Annotated in this window: 15 protein-coding genes and 1 rRNA gene; 1 reads left to right on the forward strand and 15 read right to left on the reverse strand. The window is 64.6% G+C overall.

The window, feature by feature from the left end; translation table 11 throughout:
• From J3S28_RS24480 to J3S28_RS24550, 15 genes are all read right to left on the reverse strand, one after another.
• A 16S ribosomal RNA gene (locus J3S28_RS24480) occupies positions 1-124 on the reverse strand; the annotation flags it as partial.
• Positions 125-787: 663 nt separating this feature from the next.
• The gene (gene tyrS / locus J3S28_RS24485) at positions 788-2,077 is read right to left on the reverse strand and encodes a tyrosine--tRNA ligase (protein ID WP_207843573.1); all 1,290 of its coding nucleotides are present in this window, start codon (positions 2,075-2,077) and stop codon (positions 788-790) included.
• On the reverse strand, positions 2,074-2,757 hold the full coding sequence (locus J3S28_RS24490) for a DNA-3-methyladenine glycosylase (RefSeq protein WP_207843574.1): 684 nt from the start codon (positions 2,755-2,757) through the stop codon (positions 2,074-2,076). The genes tyrS and J3S28_RS24490 overlap by 4 nt, the downstream gene beginning before the upstream one ends.
• A gap of 2 nt (positions 2,758-2,759) precedes the next feature.
• On the reverse strand, positions 2,760-2,999 hold the full coding sequence (locus J3S28_RS24495; RefSeq protein ID WP_307797401.1) for a Trm112 family protein: 240 nt from the start codon (positions 2,997-2,999) through the stop codon (positions 2,760-2,762).
• A gap of 61 nt (positions 3,000-3,060) precedes the next feature.
• The gene (locus J3S28_RS24500; RefSeq protein WP_307797402.1) at positions 3,061-6,048 is read right to left on the reverse strand and encodes an AMP-binding protein; all 2,988 of its coding nucleotides are present in this window, start codon (positions 6,046-6,048) and stop codon (positions 3,061-3,063) included.
• Positions 6,049-6,137: 89 nt separating this feature from the next.
• Positions 6,138-7,550 (reverse strand): argininosuccinate lyase, encoded by a 1,413-nt coding sequence (gene argH, locus J3S28_RS24505; RefSeq protein ID WP_207843576.1) that lies wholly within the window; start codon positions 7,548-7,550, stop codon positions 6,138-6,140.
• Positions 7,550-8,746 carry an argininosuccinate synthase gene (locus tag J3S28_RS24510; RefSeq protein ID WP_207843577.1) on the reverse strand — a complete coding sequence of 399 codons (1,197 nt, stop codon included), beginning with the start codon at positions 8,744-8,746 and terminating at the stop codon, positions 7,550-7,552. Before J3S28_RS24510 ends, argH begins: the two co-directional genes overlap by 1 nt.
• 85 nt (positions 8,747-8,831) lie before the next feature.
• Positions 8,832-9,320, reverse strand: coding sequence for an arginine repressor (locus J3S28_RS24515; RefSeq protein WP_372436073.1), 489 nt, complete (start codon positions 9,318-9,320; stop codon positions 8,832-8,834).
• The gene (argF, locus tag J3S28_RS24520) at positions 9,299-10,222 is read right to left on the reverse strand and encodes an ornithine carbamoyltransferase (protein ID WP_207843579.1); all 924 of its coding nucleotides are present in this window, start codon (positions 10,220-10,222) and stop codon (positions 9,299-9,301) included. Before argF ends, J3S28_RS24515 begins: the two co-directional genes overlap by 22 nt.
• On the reverse strand, positions 10,219-11,418 hold the full coding sequence (locus J3S28_RS24525; RefSeq protein ID WP_207843580.1) for an acetylornithine transaminase: 1,200 nt from the start codon (positions 11,416-11,418) through the stop codon (positions 10,219-10,221). The genes argF and J3S28_RS24525 overlap by 4 nt, the downstream gene beginning before the upstream one ends.
• Positions 11,415-12,356 (reverse strand): acetylglutamate kinase, encoded by a 942-nt coding sequence (argB, locus tag J3S28_RS24530; RefSeq protein WP_207843581.1) that lies wholly within the window; start codon positions 12,354-12,356, stop codon positions 11,415-11,417. Before argB ends, J3S28_RS24525 begins: the two co-directional genes overlap by 4 nt.
• Positions 12,353-13,540 carry a bifunctional glutamate N-acetyltransferase/amino-acid acetyltransferase ArgJ gene (gene argJ, locus J3S28_RS24535; RefSeq protein WP_207843709.1) on the reverse strand — a complete coding sequence of 396 codons (1,188 nt, stop codon included), beginning with the start codon at positions 13,538-13,540 and terminating at the stop codon, positions 12,353-12,355. The genes argB and argJ overlap by 4 nt, the downstream gene beginning before the upstream one ends.
• A gap of 56 nt (positions 13,541-13,596) precedes the next feature.
• Complete coding sequence (gene argC, locus J3S28_RS24540; RefSeq protein WP_207843582.1) at positions 13,597-14,634, reverse strand: N-acetyl-gamma-glutamyl-phosphate reductase; 1,038 nt, start codon at positions 14,632-14,634, stop codon at positions 13,597-13,599.
• Between the two features lie 64 nt (positions 14,635-14,698).
• Positions 14,699-15,337, reverse strand: a complete 639-nt coding sequence (locus J3S28_RS24545; RefSeq protein ID WP_207843583.1) for a carboxymuconolactone decarboxylase family protein — start codon at positions 15,335-15,337, stop codon at positions 14,699-14,701.
• A gap of 21 nt (positions 15,338-15,358) precedes the next feature.
• Complete coding sequence (locus J3S28_RS24550; RefSeq protein WP_207843584.1) at positions 15,359-15,925, reverse strand: VOC family protein; 567 nt, start codon at positions 15,923-15,925, stop codon at positions 15,359-15,361.
• 86 nt (positions 15,926-16,011) lie between these two features.
• Here J3S28_RS24550 and J3S28_RS24555 point away from each other — a divergent pair, with 86 nt between their 5' ends.
• Positions 16,012-16,650: a TetR/AcrR family transcriptional regulator gene (locus J3S28_RS24555; RefSeq protein WP_207843585.1), complete on the forward strand. Its 639-nt coding sequence runs from the start codon at positions 16,012-16,014 to the stop codon at positions 16,648-16,650.
• Positions 16,651-16,653 lie beyond the last annotated feature (3 nt).

Below are 16,653 nucleotides of genomic sequence, written 5' to 3' on the forward strand. Positions count from 1 at the left end.
ATCACCCACGTGTTACTCACCCGTTCGCCACTAATCCACCAGCAAGCTGGCTTCATCGTTCGACTTGCATGTGTTAAGCACGCCGCCAGCGTTCGTCCTGAGCCAGGATCAAACTCTCCATGAAAACCTTCCAAAAACCATCCCCCAAAAGGGACGCTTTTCAAAAAAATATGTCCTGAAGAGATTCCATAATCCCAACCAAACAAAAACTGACACCACCACAGGACTCAAAACCTGCGATGGGATCAAAAACAAACTATTCAAACCAATTCGATCCCAGCACCACCACCACAACCTCCCTCCTATACCGGAGAAAAGTCACAGTGACAGAAGCCAGAACCATAAATGGCACTAACAATCCATCGACACACTATCGAGTTCTCAAAGAACACACCCGCCCCGACTTCGACACGCACTTCACGTGGCGCGCCATCCCGGAGGAGCTATGTATTATCTTGCTTAGAAGTCCTACTCCAAACCCAGTTTGGCGCAGGTCTCCCAACCTACCAGCCTTGAAACCTGCTCGCAACATTCCGTTTCCGGCGTGTTGGCTGAAGTCTGTCGACCTTCGGCCACCCACGACGATACGCTCCACACTGAGTGGACTCGTTTCCATCCTGGGCGGTCAACGTTGTTCCTTCAGGAAAACATCCCGTCGGTGTTCTTGGCTACCCGGACTCTCGCTCTCCGGCGCCTCACTCGCTGACTTGAAGAAAGTTACGGGACTACCTCGCTACGAGTCAAATCGCCAGGTCAGGGGCCTACGACGGAGTGCCGACGGTCGAAGTCAACCGATGCGGGCGCCGGCAAGGTTCTTCTTGCCGCGACGCACGACCAACCAAGCGCCGTGCAAAAGGTCGGTGCCGGCAGGCCGCCAGTCTTCTGCGGTCACCTTCTGGTTGTTCACGTATGCGCCACCTTCTCCGACCGTACGACGCGCGGCCTTGTTGCTCTCAGACAGTCCGGTGCCGACGAGAAGCTCGACAATCGTGGGTGTCGAGTCCGCGTCGAACTGGGCGACGGTGGTTTCTGACAGCGCTGCCGCGAGGGTTCCCTCGTCCAAGTCGGTGAGCTCGGCTCGACCGAACAGAGCCTGACTCGCGACCTGTACGGCATCGGTGTTCGCCTGGCCGTGGACCAACGTTGTCATCTCGGCGGCGAGACGTCGCTGCGCCTCCCGCAGATGGGGCGTCTCCAGGGTCACGCGCTCGAGGTCGTCGATCTCTTCGCGTCCGAGGAACGTGAACCACTTGAGGTACCTGATGACATCAGCATCTGCGGTGTTCAGAAAGTACTGGTACCAGGCATACGGGGTTGTCTTCTCTGGATCGAGCCACAGACTGCCACCACCCGTCGACTTGCCGAACTTCTTTCCATCCGCAGCGGTGACGAGAGGCACGGTCATTGCATGCACCGAATCACCGGAGACACGCCTGGTCAGATCGACGCCGGCGATGATGTTGCCCCACTGGTCCGATCCGCCGATCTGCAACGAACAGTCGTACTCGCGGTGCAGTTGCACGTAGTCGTTCGCCTGCAGGAGCATGTAGCTGAACTCGGTGTAGCTGATGCCGTCGCTCGCGAGGCGACGACGCACCGTGTCCCGCGCGAGCATCGTGTTGACCGAGAAGTGCTTGCCGACATCGCGCAGAAAGTCGACCACCGAGAGTTTGCTTGTCCAATCCAGATTGTTGACCACCACGGCCCCGGTAGGACTCTCGTCGAAGTCGACGAAACGCTCCAACTGGAGCCGAATCTTCTCGGCGGAATCGGCCACCGTCTCGGCGGTCTGCATGACCCGCTCCCCCACATCACGCGGATCGCCGATCATGCCGGTGGCTCCGCCCGCCAAAACGATCGGACGATGTCCGGCCCGCTGAAAGCGGCGCAAGGTGAGCAGCGGGACAAGATGACCTGCGTGAAGGCTTGGTGCGGTGGGGTCGAATCCCGCATACAACGTCGTGCGATCGCCGAGCACCTTGCCCAGCTCGTCGAGGTCAGTGCTCTGGGCGATGAGTCCACGCCACGTCAGTTCGTCGAGGATTGCTGTGGGCTGGTCGGGATTCGCTGCGGTCACGACCCCGATCCTCCCCCATCGACACGCGGTACCGAAAGCCGGAGGGCACCGATCGGGTCGGCGCGCCGGTACTTGGACACAGCCGAACTACGCCCGTCCCATAACCGCCACGGTTGGTCCTGCGCTGAACTGACCCCGACCCTGGGTCCCGACCGCACCGCGGACGACGGGATACGCGGCCCTCGAAACAGTCGAACCGGAGAATCGGGTTTGCTCACATCCGATCCGTTGAGCTCGCGGGTGATCCCCATCGCGGATCCCACATTGCCTGGGCCGCAGGCATATTGAGATTCTTTTCGCGCGGTCGGACGTCTCACGGACATGAGATCATGTCCTGCCTGTATCTCACCCGCACGCATCAGCACCCCGCCGCACTGACCAACCGGCCCATACGAGATGTTGCCGCACCAGTGAATCCCGTAGGACCGGTACACGTAGAGGTGACCGGCGCTGCCGTACATCACCCAGTTGCGCTCGGTAGGGCCCCGATATCCGTGCGAGGCGGGATCGGGGAACTGACTGTCGGGCGAGCCGCCATACGCCTCGACTTCCACGATGCGCATCCGGGCGGTCCCGTCAGGAGCGTCGACCTCCAGCAGCGACCCGAGAAGCCGCCGCGCCGCCTGTAACGGTGTGGCAGTGGCCAAGCGGACGACGTCGAAGGGGACGAGATCAGCCAAGATCAGTCCGGGACAGGACCGGTGGTCGCGGTGGCGCGAGCGAGCAAAGCCTCGTGCTCCTCGGCGTCGACGTCGCGGGCGTCATCGATCAGGAGCGCCGGGATGCCGTCATCGATCCGATACGAGCGACGCAATCGAGGGTTGTACATCTCTTCATCGCCGATCACCAGCAAGGGACCATGGTCCTGCGGGCACGCCAGCAACGTCAGCAACAGGGGACTCAAACCGGCTTCGTGTGACACGGCATCAACCGTACCCGGCTCCGCCCTGGTGTGATCCCGAGCCATCAGTGCAGTTCGGCCATCAGAGAAGCTCGGTTACGGCGCCGACGACCGTGGCGCCGGGCTCCCAGCCGAAGTCAGACGCGATCGCCCTGGTCAATCGGCGATACCGGCCATCTTCGTCGCGGAACCAGACGCCTGCGCCCGCCGCAGGTATGCCGGCCTCGCGCATCGACTCGGCCCGTGGGCGATACGAGTTCGTCACCTCGATCTTGTCGAGCACTCGGATGATGTGCGGTCGTTGTGCGGGCGTCAGCCCGGCGAGGGCAAGGCGCAGCGACGACCCGGTGGGCGAACCGGTGTCTTCCTGTTTCGAGACAGCAGCGATGGCCAACTGGTTGCCTGGCTCCCCCACCTTGTAGACAACGGCATGTTTCACCTGGATCAGGCGCGACAGTCCGTCGATGATCGGCTGGGGGTACACGTAGCCATCTTTCGAGATGACGATGCCGCTGGTGTGTCCCATGAACCAGAAATCGCCGTCGGCGTCGCGCTTGAACATGTGCTCGGACAGCTGCCAGCGGTCACCGATACTGAACACGTCACGCAGGACGGTCGCGCCTACTTCATACTGCTGCCCCGCCTTCGACATCATCACCCCGACCTCGTCGACACGCGCTTCACGCACGAAGCCATTCGTATCGGTGATCAAGCGACCCTCACTGAGGTCGAAGGCCGCGATCGCGACATCGTTGACGCCGGGCACGGGTCGACCGGCCGAACCGACCTTCGTGCCGGTCACGTTGGCCAGGATGGCGGACCCGTCGCCGGTGGCGAAGAACTCGAGTACTCGTGCCCTCGGGAACCGCTCGACGAGATCATCCCAGAGACCGGTCGGCATACCGGAACCCATGAACAATCTGATCGGGTTGTGTACGCCGATTGCCAACTCGTCGGAATGGATGACGTCCTGAAGCATCGACCAGGTGTACGAGACGACCGTGATGCCGTAACGGTAGACCTCCGCGGCGAAACGTTCCGGATCGATCTCGCCAGACAGCGCGATCCGTGCGCCTCCGGCGACGGTACCGCCGAGCGCGGTGAGAAGGCCGGAGGCATGATGAAGAGGCGTGAGGCAGTAGACGGTGTCGCTGCCACTGAGCGCCGCAGCAGACGCCGCGCCGAAGGCCGACAACGCCCACCGGTGATTCGTCACCGGCCACTTCTCCAACGTGCCACCGTTCTTGCTGAACAGCACAAACGCCAGATCGCCGGCCCGACCTGGATCGGGCCGATACCACGACGGCACCTCGACCGCGTCCGGATCGATCTGCTCCATGTCGATGATTCGTTCACCATCGGCCTGCGCCAGTGTGCGGGCGTCGCCGCCACCGAGCACCAGGACACGGTCCGCGATGGCGGCCGAGTCGTCGAGATTGGCGGGATCAGCCACCACCAACGAGCAATCACCAAGGCGCAGCGACTGTTTGAGATCGTTGCCCGGCGAGAGCATGACTGCCACCGCGCCGAGCCGCGACAGCGCCGCGATCGCCACCAAGGCACTTGGCCTGGTGGCCATCAACACGCCTACGTGCTGACCCGGTCGCACCCCACAGGAGATGAGGCCACGGACCACATTGTCGATTCGATCGTTCACCTGACGATGGCTCAGTACCCGGTCCTCGAAGAGGAAGAGCTCCTGCTGACCGTGCTTGCGCGCGTTCTCGTTCATCAGCTTGCCGAGTGAGATCGTGGTCCTCGACTGCAACTGACCCAACCGGACAAGCCGGGGAAGTACGCGCGCAGATTCACGGAAGACCGCGTCGGTGGTGCGGGTGACCGAGCGCGCCGCCCCGACGATGTCGCGGCCCGCGTCCGCACCGACGCCCGCAGCGGAACCGAGACCGTGCGCCAACCGCGACGACAAACTCACACCGGTCTGGCCGCTGCGGTCGCTGTCGTCGTGCATCTTCTCGATGGCCTCGGGCTGCGGCCCGGTACCGTCGTGCCAGCGAATCCACTCCGCGGTGGTCGGCCACGTCCGGGTTCCCGCAGCCGAACCGACCACGAGTCCGAAATGTCCGACCGGCAGCGAAGATTCGTACACCTGAGACAGTGGGGCGGCCCGCAGGATGCCGCGAACGGCCACAGGCTGGCCGATGTCATCTGCTTCGCCGAGAAAGGCCAGTACCGGGCTGGTGACCTCGGCCAGCGTGACCACCTGATCCCCGATGACGAACCCGCCGCCGACCATCCGGTTGTGCACCACGAACTGCCGCAACAGTTCGGCCACCGCCGGGCCGGACCAGGCGACCCAGCCATCGACCTCGATGAACCGTCGCGAATCCTCGCGCGGGAGCAGCGCTTCGCGATCGTGCAACTGCCGGAGGAAGTCGATCCTGCTGCGGGCCGCCTTGACCGGGTCGACAAGCTGGAATCCGGTGCGCGCCAGCCAGCCGGGAATCGCGAGGCGATTGAAGACATTGTCGGCGAGGAACTGCGCACCCGGCGATACCAGGGCTGCGGGCAGACCCAGCGGAAGCGCCCCGAGCACGTCGACGGGGCTGCCATACGTGATCACACTGGCAACGCCCTTGGATCGCCGATAGGCGGCCGCCTGATAGCAGAACATCCCGCCTTGGGAGTACCCGGCGAGATGGACATCTCGGCCGGTGACCTCGCGCACGCTGTCGATGACCTCGCTGATCGACACGATGTGATCGGCGAGCGTTCGGTCCATGCCGCCGTCGACCTTGTCGGGTGATCCGAAGTCAACCACCCACGGGTCGAGCCCTGCGTTGTGCAGGATCGTCACTGCCCCGTTGTCAGCGGTGACGTCGTATACGTTGGCCGACACCATCATCGGTGGAACGAGCACGACCGGCGGTCCATCGGCGGCGTCGTCGGGGAAGTACCGGCGCAACCGGTACATCGGAACCGTTTCCTCGACCCGGAAGGGAGCCGGTTTGGTGCCGGTTTCGAGACTGCCGTACCGGATGACCTCCAGTCCGTTCTGAGCCGTGGCTACAACACGATCAAGGGATTCCTTGATGTTGGGAAGGCCGCGCACAAACACCCCTCACGAACGACGAACTACCTGGTTGGTGACTGCCGTCACACTCTACCCCCGTGCCCGCGACCGGAATGCCCGGCAGCCGACTAGAACTGCCGGTGCATTGCGGCCGACTCTGCAAGCCTATGCAATTGTTCGGCGACCCGGGTCCCCGCCGTGCCACCGCGGGCGTCACGAGATGCGATCGAACCCTCGACCGTGAGTACCTCCCGCACCGCAGGTGTGAGCGCCGGATGGATGTCAGCGAACTGCTGATCGGTCAGATCTGGCAATCCGACCCCGTTCGTCTCGGCAACCCGGACGCACGCGCCGGCGACCTCATGGGCCACCCGGAACGGAACGCCCGCCCGTACCAGCCACTCCGCGATGTCGGTGGCCAGCGTGAACCCGGCGGGGGCGAGCTCGGCCATCCGCTCCTCGTGGAACGTGAGCGTCCGAATCAGTCCGGCGATCGCGGGTAGCAACAACGACAGCTGCGTCACCGAATCGAAGACCGGCTCCTTGTCCTCCTGCAGGTCTCGGTTGTACGCCAGTGGCTGCGCCTTGAGCGTCGCCAGCAGTCCGGTGAGGTTTCCGATCATCCGCCCGGATTTGCCGCGCGTCAGTTCCGAGACGTCCGGATTTTTCTTCTGCGGCATGATCGAACTACCGGTCGACCAGGCATCTGCCAGCGTCACATAACCGAATTCCGGCGTGCTCCACAGGATCACCTCTTCGGCCATACGCGACAGGTCGACCCCGATCATCGCGAACACAAATGCCGCCTCGGCGGCGAAATCCCGAGACGATGTGGCGTCGATCGAGTTGTCGGCCGCGGAATCGAAGCCGAGGTCCTCGGCGATCGCCTCCGGGTCGAGGCCGAGTGACGACCCGGCCAACGCACCGGACCCGTAGGGCGATACCGCTGCCCGCTTGTCGAAGTCCTTGAGTCGCTGAATATCTCGCACCAGCGGGTGCGCATGCGCCAGGAGGTGATGCGCCAGCAGTACCGGCTGGGCGGCCTGCAGGTGCGTCTTACCGGGCATCACCGCGTCGGGATGGGCGCCGGCCTGCTCGATCAGTGCATCGACCACGTCCAGGACGCCAGCCGCGACATGCCGCACCGCATCACGCAGCCACATCCGGAAAAGGGTGGCCACCTGGTCATTTCGAGACCGACCCGCCCGCAGGCGGCCCCCGACCTCGGCGCCGACCCGCTCGATCAGGCCACGTTCGAGCGCACCGTGCACGTCCTCATCGCTATCGGCAGGCCCGAACACACCGGACGCGACGTCCTCCGCGAGACGGCTGAGTCCGTCCTGCATCGCGGCCAGATCGTCGTCCGACAGCAGACCTGCCTTGTGCAGGATCTTGGCGTGGGCCTGCGAGGCCCTGATGTCGTAGGGCGCCAGCACCCAGTCGAAGTGGGTGGATTTGCTCAGCGCCGCCATGGCGTCGGCCGGTCCGGACGCGAACCGGCCGCCCCACAGCGATCCCTCGTTGGTCGAAGACGGCGACACTACTGCAGATCCCGCTTCGCCGAGATCTTCGACGACAGACCGTGCAGGTGCACGAAGCCCTTCGCGGCCGACTGGTCGAACGTATCGCCCTCGTCGTAGGTGGCCAGGTTGAAGTCGTACAGCGACTCCGGGCTGCGCCGGCCGGTGACCGCGATGTGCCCGCCGTGCAGGTTCAGCCGGATATCACCCGTGACGTGCTCCTGGGTGTGGTCGACGAACGCTTCCAGCGATGCCTTCAGCGGCGAGAACCAGAGGCCGTCGTAGACCAGCTCCGCCCACTTCTGGTCGGTGTGGCGCTTGTATCGTCCGAGCTCACGCTCGAGGGTGACGTGCTCGAGTTCCTCGTGGGCGCGGATGAGCACCATGGCGCCGGGAGCTTCGTAGATCTCGCGGCTCTTGATACCGACAAGGCGGTCCTCGACGACGTCGAGGCGTCCGACACCGTGAGCGCCTGCGCGTCGGTTCAGTTCGACGATCGCCTCCAGCACGCTGACCGGGCGGCCGTCGATCGCGATCGGACGACCCTTGTCGAAGCTGATGATGACCTCGTCGGGAGCCTGCCAGTTGATCGTCGGGTCCTCGGTGTAGGAGTAGACGTCCTTTGTCGGGGCGTTCCACAGGTCCTCGAGGAACCCGGTCTCCACCGCGCGGCCCCACACGTTCTGGTCGATGGAGAACGGCGACTTCTTCGAGACGTTGATCGGGATCGCGTTCTCTTCGGCGAAGTTGATGGCCTTCTCCCTGGTCCAGGCGTAGTCGCGGACCGGGGCGATGACCTCGAGTTCGGGTGCCAGAGAGCCGAATCCGACCTCGAACCTGACCTGGTCGTTGCCCTTGCCGGTGCAGCCGTGGGCGACGATGGTGCCGCCGTGATCGCGCGCAGCGGTCACCAGGTGCTTCGCGATCAGGGGCCGCGATATCGCCGACACGAGAGGGTACCGGTCCATGTAGAGCGCGTTGCTCGTGATCGCCGGCAGGCAGTACTCGTCCGCGAACTCGTCACGGGCGTCGACCACCACGGATTCGACGGCGCCACAGTCGATGGCCCGTTGGCGGACCACCTCCATGTCCTCGCCACCCTGACCGAGGTCGATGGCCACGGCCACCACCTCCTTGCCGGTCTCTTTACCGATCCAGCTGATGGCCACCGAGGTGTCCAGGCCGCCCGAGTACGCGAGGATTACGCGCTCCGCCATGAGGGGGTCACTCCTTGTTTCTATTGGTTGTACAACTGCCAGAGTCTTGATGATCTGAAAGGTCTTCGTTTTGTCGGTCAGAATCTCATGCCAGCGCCTCGAGCCTGACGGCAAGGTCCGCACCCGTCACCGGTTCGCGCGCCAACACGAACAGGGTGTCGTCGCCTGCGATCGTGCCGACGACATCCGGCAGGCTGGCCCGGTCCAGCGCGCTCGCCAGATAGTGCGCGGCGCCCGGTGGTGTCCGCAGTACCGCCATCGAACCACTCGAGTCGACGGAGACGAGCAGCTCGGTGAGCAGCCGGGACAGCCGGTCGGTTCCCCCGGTCACCCCACGCACAGGAGAACCGTCTTCCGGGATGACGTAGAAACCCGTGCCACCGTCGGGCCCGCGCAATTTGACCGCACCCAGCTCGTCGAGATCGCGGGACAGGGTCGCCTGGGTGGCTTCCACCCCGTCGTCGGCCAGCAGTCGCTGGAGCTGCGTCTGACTGTGCACCTGCCGGCCGGCCAGCAACGCGATGATCCGTGCCTGACGTCCGGCCCTGGTGGTCACTGTTGTTCCAGAAGCCAGATGAGGATCGCCTTCTGTGCGTGCAACCGGTTCTCCGCCTCGTCGTAGACCACACTGCGCGGTCCGTCGAGTACCTCGTCGGTGATCTCTTCACCGCGATGGGCCGGCAGGCAGTGCATGACAATCGCTTCGGGATCAGCGAGCGCAACCAACTCCGCGTTGATCTGATAGGGCCGGAACGGTGCCACGCGATCCTTGCCGTCGTCCTCCTGCCCCATCGACGTCCACGTGTCGGTGACCAGCACATCGGCGCCCGCAACGGCCGCGCGGGGATCGCCGATGATCTCGACGCTGCCCCCGGTCGACACCGCTCGGTCCTGCGCATACCCGACGAAGACATCGTCGGGCGTGAACCCCGTTGGTGCGCTCACCCGGACATGCATCCCGGCGTTGGCCCCACCGAGCATCAGCGAGTGCGCCATGTTGTTGGCCCCGTCGCCGAGATATGCCAGGGTCAGTCCCTTGATGGCGCCCTTGTGCTCGGCGATGGTCTGCAGATCCGCCAGCACCTGGCACGGATGAAAGTCGTCGGAGAGCGCGTTGACGACCGGGATGGTGGCGGCCGACGACAGTTCCTCGAGCCTGTCCTGACCGTACGTCCGCCAGACCACTGCCTCCACGTACCGCGAGAGCACCCGGCCGGTGTCGGCGAGGGTTTCTTCTCGACCGAGCTGGGTGGCCTTGCCGTCGACGACGACCGCGTGCCCGCCGAGCTGCGCGATACCCACCTCGAACGAGAACCGGGTGCGCGTCGAGTTCTTGTCGAAGATGACCCCGACCCCTTTGGGTCCGGCAAGCGGCTTGTGCGCGAACGGGTCTCGCTTGCACTCTGCCGCCAGCTCGAGGACCCGGGTGAGTTCGTCGGGCGACAGATCGTCGTCACGGAGGAAATGGCGGGTCATGAGGTGGCCTGCTTCGCGGCGTCGAGGATGGCGGGCAGTGCCTCGACGAATCCGGTGGCCTGTTCCTCGGTGAGGATCAGCGGCGGCGCCAGCCGCAGGACGTCGGGTCCGGGTGCGTTGATGAGAAAGCCTCGGTCGCGGGCCGCGGCTTCTGCTGCCGCCGCGACAGGCTCGGTCAGGACGATGCCGAGTAGCAGACCCGATCCTCTGGTGTGCGAGATCAGTGGGTGATCGAGACCGTCGATCGAGGACGTGATGTGTTTGCCCAAGGTCGCCGCGTGATCGGCCAGTCCCAGGGTGTCGACTTGTTCGATCACCGCGAGCGCCGCTGCGGCGCACACGGGATTGCCTCCGAACGTCGTGCCGTGTTGCCCCGGTTGGAGCAGCTCAGCCGCCGCGCCGGTGGCCAGCACCGCACCAATCGGCAACCCCCCGCCGAGGCCTTTGGCAAGGGTCATCACGTCAGGGGTGATACCTGCGGCCTGATGGGCATAAAACGTTCCGGTACGGGCGATTCCGGTTTGCACCTCATCGAGGATGAAGAGCGCTCCGTGAGCGGTGGTGAGCCTGCGGACTGCGGCGAGGTAGTCCGCAGGTGGGGTCACCACGCCGCTCTCCCCCATGATTGGTTCAAGGATCACCGCAGCGGTCTGCGGACCGATCACCGCAGCCATCGCATCGATGTCGCCGTAGGGAACGTGCCGTACGCCTGCGGGCATGGGTTCGAACGGCGTCCGTTTCGCGGGCTGCCCGGTCAGTGCCAGAGCACCCATCGTCCGCCCGTGGAAGGCCAGTTCGGCAGCGATGATCTCTGGCCGTCCGGTCAGTCGTGCGATCTTGAAGGCCGCCTCGTTGGCCTCGGCGCCGGAGTTGCAGAAGAACGCCTTCCCCGGCACACCCCACCGCGACAGCAAGGCCTCGGCGAGTTCGACAGCAGGTTCGTTGAGGTAGAGGTTCGAGGTGTGCCCGAGCGTCGCCAACTGCCCGGTGACCGCATCGATGATCGCCTGGTTGCCGTGGCCGAGGATGTTCACGGCGATCCCACCGAGCAGATCGAGGTATTCGCGCCCGTCGGCGCCCGTCAACACCGCGCCGGACCCCGAGCGCAACGCCACCTTGGGGGTGCGGTAGTTGTTCATGAGCGACGATGTCCACCGCTCCTGCATGGCGGTCGTCGGGTCTGCCGGGTTGGTCATGATTTGTCCTCGATCGGTGGTTTCTCGCCGTAGGCCCCAGGGATCACGTGATCCTCATCGGGCACGACCATGGTTCCGTTGCCTTCGGTGGTGAAGAGCTCGAGCAGCGTCGAATGCGGTGTGCGGCCGTCGATCACGTGAGCTCGGCGCACACCCCCGGCGACAGCTCGCAGGCACGCCTCCATCTTGGGCACCATGCCGGCGTCCAGCCCGGGCAACAGCTGCGCCAGCGCGGTGGTCCCGATCTCGGAGACGAGCGACCCGCGGTCCGGCCAGTCGGTGTACAGGCCTTCGACGTCGGTCAGCATCACCAGCTTCTCCGCCCCGAGAGCCTGCGCCAGCGCAGCGGCCGCGGTATCTGCGTTGATGTTGTGGACGACTCCGTCGGCGTCGGGTGCGATGGTCGACACGACCGGGATACGGCCGGCGGCGATGAGATCGGTGACCGCCGCGGGATTCACGGTGGTGACGTCGCCGACGAGTCCGATGTCCGTGGCCTCACCATCGACGAGTACCGAACGCCGGGTGGCGGTGAACAGGTGCGCATCCTCTCCCGAGATACCTACCGCGTAAGGGCCGTGCGCGTTGATGAGTCCGACGAGTTCGCGCCCCACCTGCCCGAAGAGCACCATGCGGACGACGTCCATCACCTCGGGTGTCGTCACGCGGAAGCCCCCGCGGAACTCACCGGTCATGTCGAGGCGTTTGAGCATCGCCGAAATTTGCGGACCGCCCCCGTGTACGACCACCGGATGAATCCCACACGTGCGCAGGAAGACCATGTCCTCGGCGAAAGCGGCTTTGAGCTGGTCGTCGATCATGGCGTTGCCACCGTATTTGACGACGATCACCTTGCCGGAGAAGCGCTTCAGCCACGGTAACGCCTCGGCCAGCACGTGCGCTTTGTCGAGCGCCGTCAGCAGTGTCGGATCGCTCATGACGAGTAGGCCGAGTTCTCTTCGACATACGCATGGGACAGGTCTGTGGTCCGGATGAACGCCGTGCCGGAGCCGATGCCGAGATCGACGGTGAGGTCGATGTCGATACCCGACAGGTCCGCCTCCCGGGCTCCCGGCACGCCGGTGCCGTTCTCGCAGACCGGATAACCGTTGAATCGTACAGAGATCCGGTCGGGGTCGAGTTCGACCGGGGCCATACCGACTGCTGCCAGAACCCGGCCCCAGTTGGGGTCGGAGCCGAACAGTGCCGTCTTGACCAAGCTGTCACGCGCGACTGTTCGTGCCGCAGCGAGCGCATCGTTGTCTGAGCTCGCACCGGTCACGGTCACCACGACGCGTTTGGTCACACCCTCTGCGTCGGCCTGCAGTTGTGTGGCCAGGTCGTCGCACACCAGCCGAACGGCTTCGTTGAGTTCGTCCTGACTCGGGGTCACCTCACTGGCGCCCGAACTCAGCAGCAGAACCGTGTCGTTGGTCGAGCAGGAGCCGTCGACGTCGAGCCGGTCGAAGGTCACTGAGGTCGCGGCGCGCAGCGCTTTGTCGAGTTGCTCCGCGGTCACGGCAGCGTCGGTGGTGATGACGCTCAGCATCGTCGCAAGCGACGGCGCCAACATCCCTGCACCCTTGGCCATCCCGCCGACGTTCCACCCCGCGGCGTGGTGGAATGCCGACTGCTTCGGCACGGTGTCCGTCGTCATGATCGCGTGCGCCGCGTCGGTTCCGCCTGACATCCCGCCGCCCATCTCGTGGACGATCTCGGTCACTCCGGTGAGTACTTTGTCCATGGGAAGGCGATCGCCGATCAAACCAGTTGAGCAGACCGCGACTTCGAGTGCGCCGGTCTCGGTGCCCCAATCGCTGATGGCTGCCGCGAGTGCTTCGGCCGTGGCATGGGTGTCCTGGAATCCGCCGGGTCCGGTACAGGCGTTCGCCCCGCCGGAGTTCAGTACCACGGCGCGTAGACGCCCGGTGGTCAGCACCTGTTGGCTCCACAACACGGGGGCTGCCTTGACCTTGTTCGCGGTGAACACTCCTGCAGCGGCATATTCGGGTCCCTCGTTGAACACCAGTGCCAGGTCTGCTTTTCCGTTGGCCTTGATGCCGGCCTTGATGCCGGCGGCCCGGAACCCCAGTGGTGCGGTGACACCCTGCAGATGCGTCATCCGGTGCCCACCTGCGACCTCGCGCCAATTTCCCGCCAGGTCAACGTTCTGCTCGCTCACGGCGCCACTCCCACAGTGCTCAGGCCTTCGGTTTCTCCCCAGCCCAGAGCCAGGTTCATCGACTGCACGGCGCCACCGCCCGTACCTTTCGTCAGGTTGTCCATCGCACCCACTGCGATCAGGGTCCCGGAACGTTCGTCCACGGCAACGCTGAGCTGAATTGCGTTGGACCCGATCACCGATCCGGTGGCAGGCAGCCGACCTTCGGGCAACAGGGTCACGAAAGGCTCTTCGGCATAGGCCTTTTCATAGACGGCGCGGGCTTCTGCCGAGCTCACCGTGGTCGGAGCGGTACACGTCGCGAGAATCCCCCGGGCCATCGGCGCCAGGACCGGGGTGAATGACACATTGACGGGGTTGTTCGCCACCGCTGACAGGTTCTGGATGATTTCCGGCGTGTGCCGGTGCATGCCCCCGACCCCGTACGCCCGGGCCGAACCGATCACCTCTGCCGCGAGCAGATCCACCTTCGGAGACCTGCCTGCACCCGATGCGCCGCTGACGGCGACGATGGTGACCTGGGGACTGACGATGCCGGCGGCCACCGCAGGAAGCAGCGCCAGTGTGCTGACCGTCGGATAGCAACCCGGAACCGCGATCCGCGCTGCACCGGCGAGGACCTCCCGATTCCCCGGCAGCTCGGGCAGGCCGTAAGGCCACGTTCCGGCGTGGTTCCCGCCGTAGTACTTCTCCCACTCCGCCGAGTCCTGGAGACGGAAGTCTGCACCGCAGTCGATGACAAGGGTGGCAGGCGGCAAGGCATCGGCCACCGGCCCGGAGCTACCGTGGGGCAGACCGAGGAAGACGACGTCGTGTCCGGCGAGGACGTCGGTGGTCGTTTCCTCGAGTTCCCTGTCCGCGAGCGGCAGCAGGTGGGGGTGATGGGACCCGAGCAGCGACCCGGCGTTGGACCCGGCGGTCAGCGCCCCGATTCGCAGCTCGCCTGAGGCGAACTTGGGGTGACCGAGCAGCAGGCGGAGAATTTCTCCGCCTGCATACCCGCTGGCGCCGGCGACTGCCACAGACACGATCATGTGATTCATTATGCACCTGAGCGCAACTTCATTCATCAGGGGGTTCCCCGCAGCGCTGCGAGGATCAATCACCTGACAAGTCGGTCGAGAGATCGCGAGCCTGTATGCCCTCGGGGATCTCGACTTCGGTGACCAGTTCGGGCCGGTCGTCGAACTCGAGGCGCAATGCCCGGCAGATCGTCGCGTGCATGTCGTACAGACACGTGATGTAGGTCAACTCCAGGACTTCGGGATCGGTCAGGTGGGCCCGCAACACGTCTACGACCTGATCGGGCACCCGACCGCCGTCGTAGACGAGCCCGTCCGTGTAGGCGAGGACCGCCCGCTCGAGGACAGAGAAGCAGTCCGCGATCTGCCAGTGCGGAACCGCCGCGATCTTCTCTTCGGCGACCCCGAGAGAACGCATCTGTTTGCAGTGCTGAGAGAAGACGAACTGGCTACCCCGGGCGTACCCGGCACGACTCTGACCCAGTTCACGCAAGTGCGGGTCCAGCGTCGCCTCCCGATAGAGGGCAAAGCCCTTCACTGCATGTCTGAACACATCCGGCGACTGGGCAAACACCGTCCACCAGTCACCGGGCGTCCCGTGGACGGTGCCGTGGTCGACAGCCGGGTCCTTGTCGGGACCGAAGAGTCGGTCGTAGAAGAACGAGATCTTCTCGTCGACGACTTCGTCGCGAGGTATCTCACGCAAGCGGGGCACGGCGGCTCCTTTCAGGAATGGTCACAACTGGCCGGCAACGCGGCGATCCGCGGCGGTCTTGGGCTCATGCGAAACGTCTGCGTCAGTGAATTCCTTGGTCCAGCAGGCGAACTCCAGGAGAACTCCATCGGGGTCCTGGAAGTAGAACGACCGGACGAAAGTGCCCGCGTGCACGTGGCGACTGGCGCCGATCGCACTGTCGTCATGGTTCAGTATTCGGCTGACGTGCAGACCTTCAGCCTTGATCTGGCTGTAGTACTCGTCGAACTTCTCCTGCGGGACGGCGAACGCAACATGGTTCATGGACCCCACCGCACTGGCCAGTTCGCCCTCATCGGGCAGCCCCTTGGGCGCGGCGACGCCCGGCGCCGCGTCCGGCGAGTCGGCCAACCAGAAGAACGCGATCGTGTTGCCGCCGCCGCAGTCGAAGAAGAAATGCTGACCCAGGCCACCGGGCAACTCGATCGTCTTGACGAGCGGCATGCCCAGCGTTCCCGAATAGAAGTCGATGGTGCGCTTCATATCCGAGCACACCAGCGCCAGGTGGTTGATGCCGTCGAGCTGGTATCTCGTGTTCGAGGTGCTCATCCGAGTCCTTCCGATGCGGTGGGGCTGTCCACCAGAGCAAACAGACATGACTTGACAGTCATGTCACCTGTTGGGAGAGTTTGTCTGTGGCCAAGCCGTCTGTCAACCCCCCGTCCGCCCCCGCAACTGTCGAGTCACTGACGCCGCGAGGCCGTAAGACGCGCGACTCGCTGATCGGCGCTGCGCGAACGGTGTTCGAGGACGTCGGGTTCCTCGACACGCGCGTAGAACACATCGCACAAGAGGCGCACGTCTCGTACGGCACCTTCTACCGCTACTTCGAGTCGAAGGAAGAGATCTTCTACGAATTGAGTACACGGCTGTTCGAAGACGTGCATCACCACCGGGAGCCATCGGAGTCGGCCGGCTCCCCCGCCGAGAAGCTGATCGCCTCCAATCGCGCCTACTACGAGGCTTATCGTCGTAACGCCCGTCTGATGGCCATCGTCGAACAGGTCGCGACCTTCAACGAGGACTTCCGCCTCGTGCGCCAGGAACACCGCCGTCAACTGACCGACCGGACCGCGCGCGCCATCAACCGGTGGCAGCGAGATGGCAGGGTCAGAGCCGATCTCGACCCTGTCCTGGCAGCCCGCGCCATGGCGGCAATGGTCGATCACACCCTGTACCTCTGGCTCGTCCAAGGCGACACGGCCGACGCCGAAGCCCTCCTCGACACCCTCGACAGCATGTGTCTCGGCGCGCTGGGACTCGGGCAAGGCTGACCC

The organism is Williamsia soli, from assembly GCF_017377795.1.
GTDB lineage: Bacteria > Actinomycetota > Actinomycetes > Mycobacteriales > Mycobacteriaceae > Williamsia > Williamsia soli.

What these genes read in the sequence shown, in the direction of transcription:
- J3S28_RS24525 (WP_207843580.1), bottom strand. Translation starts at nt 11,418, where the DNA reads ATGACCAACCCGGCAGACCCGACGACCGCCATGCAGGAGCGGTGGACA.
- argB (WP_207843581.1), bottom strand. Translation starts at nt 12,356, where the DNA reads ATGAGCGATCCGACACTGCTGACGGCGCTCGACAAAGCGCACGTGCTG.
- argF (WP_207843579.1), bottom strand. Translation starts at nt 10,222, where the DNA reads ATGACCCGCCATTTCCTCCGTGACGACGATCTGTCGCCCGACGAACTC.
- argC (WP_207843582.1), bottom strand. Translation starts at nt 14,634, where the DNA reads ATGATCGTGTCTGTGGCAGTCGCCGGCGCCAGCGGGTATGCAGGCGGA.
- argJ (WP_207843709.1), bottom strand. Translation starts at nt 13,540, where the DNA reads ATGACGCATCTGCAGGGTGTCACCGCACCACTGGGGTTCCGGGCCGCC.
- J3S28_RS24550 (WP_207843584.1), bottom strand. Translation starts at nt 15,925, where the DNA reads ATGAGCACCTCGAACACGAGATACCAGCTCGACGGCATCAACCACCTG.
- J3S28_RS24510 (WP_207843577.1), bottom strand. Translation starts at nt 8,746, where the DNA reads ATGGCGGAGCGCGTAATCCTCGCGTACTCGGGCGGCCTGGACACCTCG.